The following is a 9,211-nucleotide window of genomic DNA, read 5'->3' on the forward strand; positions in this document are numbered from 1 at the left end:
GAAGGCAAATCCCCCCGCCCCCAAGGCCAAGCCCCCCGCCCCGGAGGACAAGCCGTTCGAGGTCTTCGTGCCCGAGCTGCTGTTGCCGGCCCTGACCCAGGAGATCGAGGCCTACGGCGGCCCTGCTCCGGAGCTGGTGTTCGAGCAGGGCGCCATGCCCGTGGTGGGGGCGGACTGCTGGATGGTCAAGGGCCGGCTGCCGGGCGAGCGCCGCTTCTGGCTCTGCTTCACCCGGCCTGACATCAGCTCCGCCAAGACCATCGCCCTCACCGAGGGGGCCGGCAGCCCCAGCCTGCTGGAGTCGTTCCTGATCGACGAGAAGAAGATGACCCTCTCGCTGCTGGTGTCGCGGGTGGTGCAGCGGCTCAACGGCCAGAAGTGGCTGGGCCCCAACTGAGGCGCCGGCCCGTTTCCCCGCTTCACATCCGCCCCTTCACATCCGGACCGATCGCGGGGATCGATGCCTACGATGGCGGCCGAGCTCTCTGAACGTCCATCGCGATGGTGCCTCCCGCCACCCAAGCCCCCACCGCCCCCCGGGTGGGCACCCCGGATGCCCCGGCCATCAAGGACCCGGTGAAGGACACGATCCTCACCCCGCGCTTCTACACCACGGATTTCGACGCCATGGCGGCGATGGATCTGCGGCCCAACGAAGTGGAGCTGGAGGCCATCTGCGAGGAGTTCCGCAAGGACTACAACCGCCACCACTTCGTCCGTGACGGCCAGTTCGAAGGCGCCGCCGACAAGCTCGATCCGGAAACCCGCCGGGTGTTCGTCGAGTTCCTCGAGCAGAGCTGCACCTCGGAGTTCTCGGGCTTCCTGCTCTACAAGGAGCTCAGCCGCCGCATCAAGGAGCGGAACCCGCTGCTGGCTGAATGCTTTGCCCACATGGCCCGCGATGAGGCCCGCCACGCCGGCTTCCTCAACAAGGCCATGGCCGATTTCGGCCTCCAGCTCGACCTGGGCTTCCTGACGGCCACCAAGGCCTACACCCACTTCCAGCCCAAGTTCATCTTCTACGCCACCTACCTTTCCGAGAAAATCGGCTACTGGCGCTACATCGCCATCTACCGCCACCTGGAGCAGCACCCCGAGAGCAAGATCTTCCCGATCTTCAACTTCTTCGAGAACTGGTGCCAGGACGAGAACCGCCATGGCGACTTCTTCGACGCCCTGATGAAGGCCCAGCCCGACACCGTGCGCGGCTTCACCGCCCGCCTCTGGTGCCGCTTCTTCCTGCTGGCCGTGTTTGCCACCATGTATGTGCGTGACGTGGCCCGCAAGGAGTTCTACGAGGCCCTCGGCCTTGATGCCCGCACCTACGACAAGTACGTGATCGCCAAGACCAACGAAACCTCCGCCCGGGTGTTCCCGGTGGTGCTCAACGTCGAGCATCCCGAGTTCTACGGCCGGCTGGAGAAGCTGGTGCAGCACAACGCCGCCCTTGCCGAGGCCGACCGTTCCGGCGCCTCCGCTCCGGTGCGCACCCTGCGCAAGCTGCCCCACTGGATCGGCAACGGTGTCCAGATGGCCCGCCTGTTCCTGATGGCGCCGATCCGCAGCGAACGCTTCCAGCCCGCCGTGCGCTGAGCCGACCCGCCAGAATCGGCCCAGTTCCTTTCTTCGCCGCTTGGTCGTCTCCCCTCCCACCGGCGCACCGGCCGCCTCCCCGCTCACCCTCTCCCCGGCGGCCCTCGGCGATCCGGCCTGGCGTTCCGTCCTCGAGCCGCTCCTGGCCGCGGGGCGCTCGGCCGGTGCCGATCTGGTGGAGGTATTCCTGGAGCGCTCCGACCACCTCGGCCTGCTGGCCGAGCAGGATGCCATCACCAGCGTCAGCCCGGCCTTCGGGGCCGGGGCCGGCCTGCGGGTGTTCCTGGGAGACCGTGACGGTTTCGTCTCCACCAACGACTTGAGCGCCGCCGGCCTGCGGGCCGCCCTGGAGCAGGCCCTGGGCATGCTGGGGCTCGTGCTCCCCACCCACACCGGCGGGGGCTTCGATGGCCTGCCCGAACTGCGCGACTTCGCCGCCTCCAAGGACGGCTGGCTGCCCACCTGCCCGTCCCTGGCGGAGGCCACCAGCCGGCTGCTGGAGGGCACCGACCGCCTCCAGGCCCATGGCCAGCACCTGCAGGTGCGCCGGGGCAGCTACGCCCGCGACTGGCAGGAGGTGCTGGTGGCCGCCAGCGACGGCACCTTCGCCCGGGACGTGCGGCTGCACCAGTCGGTGGGGCTCAACGTGCTGGCCGCCGACGGCGACCACCGGGCCAGCCTGGGCCGTCGCTATGGCACCACCGACAGCCCCGACGACCTGCGCCACTGGGATGTGGAGGCCGCCGCCGTTGACGTCTGCAGCAGCGCCGGGACCATGCTCTACGCCGATTACGTCGAGGCCGGCCAGTTCCCCGTCGTGCTGGCCAACCGCTTCGGCGGCGTGATCTTCCATGAGGCCTGCGGCCACCTGCTGGAGACCACCCAGGTGGAGCGGGCCACCACCCCCTTCGCCGACATGGTCGGCCAGCCCATCGCCCACCCCTCCCTCACCGCCATCGACGAAGGCCTCACCGCCGGCGCCTTCGGTTCGCTGGCGATGGACGACGAGGGCATGGAGCCCCAGCGCACCGTGCTGATCGAGAACGGCGTCCTGCAGAGCTTCCTCAGCGACCGGGCCGGGGAGCGCCGCACCGGCCATCCCCGCACCGGCAGCGGCCGGCGCCAGAGCCACGCCTTCGCCGCCGCCAGCCGCATGCGCAACACCTACATCGCCGCCGGCCCCCACAGCCCGGAGGATCTGATCGCCTCCGTCGATCAAGGGCTTTACTGCAAGTCGATGGGTGGCGGCAGCGTCGGCCCCACCGGCCAGTTCAACTTCGCCGTCGAGGAGGGCTACCTGATCGAGAACGGCACCCTTACCAGGCCGGTGAAGGGCGCCACCCTGATCGGCGACGCCAAGGAGGTGATGCCCCGGATCTCCATGTGCGCCAACGACCTTGAGCTGGCCGCCGGCTTCTGCGGCTCGGTCAGCGGCAGCATCTTCGTCACCGTGGGCCAGCCCCACATCAAGGTCGACACCATCACCGTGGGGGGACGCTGAGCATGGCCAACACCGAATCAGCCGCCACCAGCCTCGATGCCGAGGTGCTGCGTCAGCGCCTCGAGCAGCTGGCCCAGCGGGAGGGCGTCCACCGCTGGGACCTGGGCGCCTCCTGCAGCACCGACACCTCCGTGCAGGTGGATCGGGGCGAAGCCAAGCAGATGAAGGGCGCCCAGCGCAGCGCCATCACCCTCAGGGTCTGGAACGACGATGGTCTGGTGGGCATCACCAGCACCTCCGACCTCTCCGATGCCGGCCTGGCCCGGGCCCTGGCCGGGGCCCGCGATGCCAGCGCCTACGGCAACGTCGACGAGGTCCCCGACTTCTCCCCCCTGGCCACCGCGCCGCTGCCGGTGCTGGAGCAGCCGCTCCGCCCGCCGGTGAGCATCCTCCGCCTGCTCGACACCCTCAAGGAGGCGGAGCGCGACCTGCTCGGACGCCATCCCGCCATCGGCACGGTCCCCTACAACGGCCTGGCCCAGCGCAGCAGCGACCGGCTTTACATCAACAGTGCCGGCGCCTGCCGCCAGCAGCGCCTCACCACCGCCTCCCTCTACCTCTATGCCCGGGCCGAGGAGGCGGGCCGCAAGCCCCGCAGCAGCGGCGCCGTGAGGCTGGCCTACGGCGCCGCCGATCTCGATGTGGCCGGCTGCGTGCAGGAGGCGGCAGAGCGCACCATCGCCCACCTCGATTACGCCCCGATCCGCACCGGCCGCTACACCTGCGTCTTCAGTCCCGAGGCCTTCCTCGACCTGATCGGCGCCTTCAGCAGCCTGTTCAATGCCCGCGCCGTGCTGGATGGCGTCAGCCTCAGCCGGCGGGAGTCCCTGGGCGAGCAGCTGGCGGTTCCCTTCTTCTCCCTGCACGACAACGGCCTGAATCCGGCCAACGTGGGTGCAGCTGCCTTCGACGGCGAAGGTACCCCCACCCGCCGCCTCTCCCTGGTGGAGGGCGGGGTGCTGCGCCACTTCCTCCATTCGGAGGCCACCGCCCGGGCCTTCGGTGTCGCCCCCACCGGCCATGCGGGCCTGGGGGCCAAGGTGTCGGTGGGCCCGGACTGGTTCGAGATCGGCCCCACCCCCGGCAGTGACGGCGGCGCCCAGGGCCTCGACCGCTTCGCCGCCGGTTCGGACGGCCTGGTGGTGATCGATTCGCTCTCGGCCCTCCATGCCGGCGTCAAGGCCAGCCAGGGCTCCTTCTCCCTCCCCTTCGACGGCTGGTGGGTGGAGGGGGGCACCCCGCGCTCCATCGAGGCCGCCACCGTGGCCGGTGACATCCGCACCCTGCTCAGCTCCATCATCGGTTTCGAGGGTCCGGCCAAGGTCACCCCCGACGGGCTCTGCCCCCACGTCTGGGTGGAGGGTCTCTCGATCACGGGCGACGCTTGAAGGTCCTGTTCTGGGGCACCCCGGCCTACGCCGTGGTCAGTCTCGAAGCCCTGCGGCAGGCCGGCCACAGCATCGTTGGTGTGGTGAGCCAGCCCGACCGGCGCCGGGGCCGGGGCAAGGCCCTGGTGCCCTCCCCTGTGAAGCAACGGGCTCTGGAGCTGGGGCTGCCGGTGTTCACCCCCGAGCGCATCCGCCGCGACCTGGCCTGCCAGCATGAGCTGGCGGCCCTGGGAGCGGAGGTGTCAGTGGTGGTGGCCTTCGGTCAGATCCTGCCGCCGGCGGTGCTCTCCCAGCCCCCGCTGGGCTGCTGGAACGGCCACGGTTCCCTGCTGCCCCGCTGGCGAGGGGCGGCGCCGATCCAGTGGGCCCTGCTGGAGGGGGACGCCGAAACGGGCGTCGGCATCATGGCAATGGAGGAGGGGCTGGATACCGGCCCGGTGCTGCTGGAGCGGCGCCTTGCCATTCCCCTGCTGCAGAACGCCGGCCAGCTGTCGGAACGGCTGGCGTGCCTCACCGGGGAGCTGCTGGTGGAGGCCCTGCCCCTGATCGAGGCGGCGGGGGCCGGTCCGGAGCCGGACCGGCTGGCCCGCCTCGGGGTGCGAGCCCAGGCCGTTGAAGGGCTCAGCCACGCCCGCCAGCTCACCAAGGAGGACACCCGCGTGGACTGGAGCGATACCGCCCTGGCCATCCATCGCCGGGTGATGGGGCTCCACCCCAATGCCTCCTGCCCCTGGGGGAGTGAGCGGCTGAAGCTGCTGGCCACCGAACCCCTGGTGGCCCGGCTGGCCGACCAGCTCACTCCGGTGTCTGCCGCCCTGGCGGCCCGTTGGGGCAGCTCCGCCCGGGACGGGACGGCGGCACATGGTTGCTCAGCGGGTGGCTCGCCAGCGGATGGCCCCGGCACCGTGCTCGAGGTTGTGGAGGGGGAGGGACTGGTGCTGGCCACCGGTGGCTGCCCGGTGTTGCTGCGCCAAGCCCAGCTGCCTGGACGGCGTCCGAGCGAGGGTCAGGCCCTGATCCAGCAGCTGGGGCTGGTGGCGGGCGATCGGATCGGTGCAAATACCCCCTGACCCACTGATTCGGCAAGGGGTCTTGACGTTTTGTTCCCTTACCGCCGTCTCAGTGTTGGACCGCCGACGCAGGCAGTAGACCGAAGCCAGTGAATGGGTGGGGATGCCATGGTCAGCGATCTTTCCTTCGTCAACAGCACCGGCTCCGGCTGCCGGATCTTCCGGGACACGTTGGGCTGCTACGTGGCGAGCCATGAGCGCAGCCCGGGAGAGCGGGTGATGAGCCCCACCCTGGCCGGTGCCTATGCGGCCTGCCAGGGATGGGAGCACCGTGTCCGGGGGGAGGAGATGGCCGGGGCTGGATGAACGCCCCAGGCGGGCGGCGTCCGCCGCGCTTTCAGCTGCCGGAGGCGAGCTCCTCCGGCTGGCGGCGGTGCAGTTCGTGCAGCCCCTCCAGCTGGTTGTGGACCGCCACCAGCTGGTCACGGATGTGGCGGCTGTTCTCGATGCGCTCCAGGGCCAGGAGCATGCCTTCGATCTGGGCCTTGCAGTCGATCAGCACGCGGCACTGGGTGGATCCGGGTTCGTAGGGCATGTCGAAAGGAGGCAGATCCTCACTTCACCCTAGGGAGGCGGGGGAGGCTGTCACAACCACTGCCATTCCCCCGCTGGGCCCTGGCTCAGCGGGAACCGCTGCGGCGCCGGCCCCGGTCGTGGCCCTGCCCTTGCCCATGGCGGGGGCCCTGGCTGCGGCGGCCCCGGCCGCCGCTGAGATCCAGGGGCGGCGCGGAGAGCACGGTGGGCTCGAAGCCCGCCACCTCCTGGCGGGGCAGGGGGGAGCCGACCAGGCGTTCGATGGCCCGCAGCAGCTCGTGCTCCTCGGCCGCCACCAGGGAGATGGCATGGCCGTTCTGGCCCGCCCGGCCGGTGCGGCCGATGCGGTGCACATAGTCCTCGGCCACGTTGGGCAGGTCGAGGTTGACCACATGGGGCAGCTGGTGGATGTCGATGCCACGGGCGGCGATGTCGGTGGCCACCAGCACCCGCACCTCGCCGCTCTTGAACTCCGCCAGCGCCCGGGTGCGGGCCCCCTGGCTCTTGTTGCCGTGGATCGCCGCCGCCCCCAGCCCCTCCTTCTCGAGCCGCTCCGCCAGCCGGTTGGCGCCGTGCTTGGTGCGGGAGAACACCAGCACCTGGCGCCAGTCGTTGCTGCGGATCAGATGGCTGAGCAGATCCCCCTTGCGGTCCATGTCGCAGGGGTGGATCACCTGCTCCACCAGGGGCGCGGCCTGGTTCTCGGGGGTGGCCTGGAGCTGTACGGGGTTGTGCAGCAGGCCGGTGGCCAGCCGCCGGATCTCGGTGGAGAAGGTGGCCGAGAACAGCAGGTTCTGGCGCTTGGGCGGCAGCAGGGAGAGGATCCGGCGGATGTCGCGGATGAAGCCCATGTCGAGCATCCGGTCGGCCTCGTCGAGCACCAGGATCTCGACCCGGTCGAGCCGCAGGGCGTTCTGCTGGTGCAGGTCCATCAGCCGGCCGGGGGTGGCCACCAGCACGTCGGCCCCGCGGCGCAGCCGCTGCATCTGGGGGTTGGCGCTCACCCCGCCGAAGACGACGTCGGAGCGCAGATCCAGGTAGCGGCCGTAGGCGGTGACGCTGTCCGCCACCTGCGCCGCCAGTTCACGGGTGGGTGTCAGCACCAGGGCCCGCACCACACCCGAGCGGGCATGGGGGCCGTGGCGCAGCCGCTCCAGCATCGGCAGGGTGAACCCGGCCGTCTTGCCGGTGCCCGTCTGGGCCGCCGCCATCACGTCGTGCCCCGCGAGCACGGCGGGGATGCATTGCCGCTGGATCGGGGAGGGGCTGCTGTAGCCCTTGGCGGCCACGGCCTTGAGGATCGGCTCCGACAGGCCCAGCACGGCGAAATCGGTCGCCAGCCCGGCCACCGGTGGGTTCAGACCCGTGGCGGTGTGGCTGGGGGTGAGGGGATCGGCGGCCACCGAAGCAGCGTTTGGGTTGGCCACCGCAGCAGGGGTGGGGGAGGAGCCGTTGCCGCTGCGTCGGCTCCGGGTGACCTGGGCCTGGGGCCTGGAGATAGGGGCGGTGATCGGGCGCGAGTACGGAGTGGTCCCCAGCCTAGGACCGGCCGGCGGCGCCATCGCCGCCTCCCCGGGGCGTGCGGTGACTGCAGCGCTCGCAGGGTCCCTCCGGCAGCACCGCACAGCGCAGCAGGGGGCTGCGGGCGTTGAAGCGGCAGTGGGGGTCACCGATCACCCAGCGACCATCCCACCAGAGGGCATCGGCCGGCCGTCGCTGGGGCTTCACCTGCAGCGCCACCGTCGCCAGCTCGTAGCGCCCCTGCCGCAGGCGGTAGCGGTGGCGGCGCTGCAGCACCAGGAAGCTGCCCGCGTCGACGGTCAGCCAGCGACCCGGGTGGGGCACGTTGCCGAGGTCGTCGATCTCGATCGTGGTGATCAGCCGGTCCGAGTCGATCTGGCGCAGTTCAATCCGCATCGCTCCGCAGGCCTCAGCCGTCGCCGCTCCCCGGCCCGGGCAGCGGCGACGGCTCCGTGCGCAGGGAGAAGCCCCAGGCGAACAGGCCTGCCACCACCAGCAGCAGGGCCCATTCCGGCACCTCCACGGCCGGCAGCACCAGGCGCAGCAGCAGCTTCAGGCCCACCAGGCCCACGGCCAGGTAGCCGGCCGTCTCCAGGTGCGGAAAGATCTCCAGCCAGCGCAGGAAGAGCTCGGCCGTGAGCCGCAGGGCGAGGATGCCGATCACCCCGCCGGCCATCACCAGCGGCACCCGGTCGGTCACCGCCACCGCCGCGGAGACGCTGTCCAGGGAGAAGGCCAGGTCGGTGAGGGCCAGGGTGGCCACGATCGAGCCCAGGGTGGCGCCGTGGTGGGGATGGCCCGGGCCGTGGTGGGAGCCGTGGGTGGCGGAATCGGCTGCTGCCGGGTCCTGGCCGGCCCCATCGTCGTCGGCACCGTCGTCCTTGCCGAGCAGGTGGCGGCCGCAGAGCCAGAGCAGGTAGGCCGAGGCCAGCAGCTGCAGGGGCCAGAAGGCCAGCACCTGGCTGGCCAGGGCGATCAGGGCCAGCCGGAAGACCAGGGCCAGCACCAGGCCCAGGTTCAGGGCCATGCGCTGCCGCGCCGGATCATGCAGCCGCCGGGAGATGGCGGCCAGGGCGATGGCGTTGTCGGCGGAGAGCACCGCCTCCAGCCCCACCAGCAGGACCAGCAGAAGCAGCACCTCGCCCCACTGGTCCGCCTCCTGCAGCAGGGGCTGCAGCAGGGGCGTGAGGCTCTCCACCGATTCCACTTCCATTCCTGGCGTTCACTCGGCCGTGGAGGCTGCAAAGAAGCACTCTAGAAAGACCATCGGTGCCTCCCGCCCCCATGCACGTCCAGGTCCGACTGCTGCACTGCGACGGCGGCCGCCGCGTCGTGCTGGTCTCGGCCCGTGACGGGGAACGCTTCCTGGGCAGCGCCCTGGGGGAGGCCGGGGATGCCGAAGAAGCCGAGGACCGGGCCAGGGCCCGCCTCCTGGCCCATCTCCAGGGCCCCGGGCCGGCCCCTGAAGCCGCCGGCCCGGCCCCTGCTGCAGCGGTACGGGCTCCCGCCGCCCCCACCCCACCCGTGGCGCCGGACACGCCGGCACCCCGTTCAGTGCCCGCGCCGCCGGTGCCCGCGCCACCGGCTCCCGCGGCAGCGGCGCC

At 71.2% G+C, this 9,211-nt stretch carries 10 protein-coding genes and 1 pseudogene; 7 read left to right on the top strand and 4 right to left on the bottom strand.

Annotated features, from left to right (window positions below; genetic code table 11):
- The 6 genes from KBY81_RS15420 to KBY81_RS15445 all read left to right on the top strand — a co-directional run.
- A partial coding sequence (locus tag KBY81_RS15420; RefSeq protein WP_254976973.1) for a DUF2996 domain-containing protein occupies positions 1-397 on the top strand: 397 nt, incomplete at its 5' end.
- Positions 398-501: 104 nt separating this feature from the next.
- On the top strand, positions 502-1,593 hold the full coding sequence (gene acsF / locus KBY81_RS15425; RefSeq protein WP_254976974.1) for a magnesium-protoporphyrin IX monomethyl ester (oxidative) cyclase: 1,092 nt from the start codon (positions 502-504) through the stop codon (positions 1,591-1,593).
- Between the two features lie 142 nt (positions 1,594-1,735).
- Positions 1,736-3,094, top strand: a complete 1,359-nt coding sequence (locus tag KBY81_RS15430) for a TldD/PmbA family protein (RefSeq protein ID WP_254976978.1) — start codon at positions 1,736-1,738, stop codon at positions 3,092-3,094.
- Between the two features lie 2 nt (positions 3,095-3,096).
- The gene (locus KBY81_RS15435; protein ID WP_254976975.1) at positions 3,097-4,482 is read left to right on the top strand and encodes a TldD/PmbA family protein; all 1,386 of its coding nucleotides are present in this window, start codon (positions 3,097-3,099) and stop codon (positions 4,480-4,482) included.
- Entirely contained in the window at positions 4,479-5,552 is a 1,074-nt protein-coding gene (gene fmt / locus KBY81_RS15440) for a methionyl-tRNA formyltransferase (protein ID WP_254976976.1), read from the top strand. The genes KBY81_RS15435 and fmt overlap by 4 nt, the downstream gene beginning before the upstream one ends.
- Positions 5,553-5,660: 108 nt before the next feature.
- A complete protein-coding gene (locus tag KBY81_RS15445) occupies positions 5,661-5,858 on the top strand; it encodes a hypothetical protein (RefSeq protein WP_106220109.1) in 198 nt (65 codons plus the stop codon).
- A gap of 31 nt (positions 5,859-5,889) precedes the next feature.
- Here KBY81_RS15445 and KBY81_RS15450 read toward each other — a convergent pair whose 3' ends face one another.
- The 4 genes from KBY81_RS15450 to KBY81_RS15465 form a co-directional block, all read right to left on the bottom strand.
- A complete protein-coding gene (locus KBY81_RS15450) occupies positions 5,890-6,087 on the bottom strand; it encodes a hypothetical protein (RefSeq protein WP_106220108.1) in 198 nt (65 codons plus the stop codon).
- A gap of 85 nt (positions 6,088-6,172) precedes the next feature.
- Positions 6,173-7,435: a DEAD/DEAH box helicase gene (locus KBY81_RS15455; RefSeq protein ID WP_106220223.1), complete on the bottom strand. Its 1,263-nt coding sequence runs from the start codon at positions 7,433-7,435 to the stop codon at positions 6,173-6,175.
- Between the two features lie 190 nt (positions 7,436-7,625).
- Positions 7,626-8,003: a DUF6464 family protein gene (locus KBY81_RS15460; RefSeq protein ID WP_254976977.1), complete on the bottom strand. Its 378-nt coding sequence runs from the start codon at positions 8,001-8,003 to the stop codon at positions 7,626-7,628.
- Positions 8,004-8,016: 13 nt separating this feature from the next.
- Positions 8,017-8,820, bottom strand: a complete 804-nt coding sequence (locus KBY81_RS15465) for a TerC family protein (RefSeq protein WP_254971504.1) — start codon at positions 8,818-8,820, stop codon at positions 8,017-8,019.
- Positions 8,821-8,891: 71 nt separating this feature from the next.
- Between KBY81_RS15465 and KBY81_RS15470 the strand changes: the two are divergent.
- Positions 8,892-9,211 (top strand): annotated as a pseudogene (locus tag KBY81_RS15470) (hypothetical protein); the annotation flags it as partial.

This window comes from Cyanobium sp. Lug-B (assembly GCF_024345635.1).
In the GTDB taxonomy this organism is placed as follows: Bacteria; Cyanobacteriota; Cyanobacteriia; order PCC-6307; family Cyanobiaceae; genus Cyanobium; species Cyanobium minutissimum.

Bases quoted from the DNA above. Each gene is read 5' to 3' on its own strand.
- acsF (WP_254976974.1), top strand. From the start codon at position 502: ATGGTGCCTCCCGCCACCCAAGCCCCCACCGCCCCCCGGGTGGGCACC.
- KBY81_RS15435 (WP_254976975.1), top strand. From the start codon at position 3,097: ATGGCCAACACCGAATCAGCCGCCACCAGCCTCGATGCCGAGGTGCTG.
- KBY81_RS15445 (WP_106220109.1), top strand. From the start codon at position 5,661: ATGGTCAGCGATCTTTCCTTCGTCAACAGCACCGGCTCCGGCTGCCGG.
- KBY81_RS15450 (WP_106220108.1), bottom strand. From the start codon at position 6,087: ATGCCCTACGAACCCGGATCCACCCAGTGCCGCGTGCTGATCGACTGC.
- KBY81_RS15460 (WP_254976977.1), bottom strand. From the start codon at position 8,003: ATGCGGATTGAACTGCGCCAGATCGACTCGGACCGGCTGATCACCACG.
- KBY81_RS15465 (WP_254971504.1), bottom strand. From the start codon at position 8,820: ATGGAAGTGGAATCGGTGGAGAGCCTCACGCCCCTGCTGCAGCCCCTG.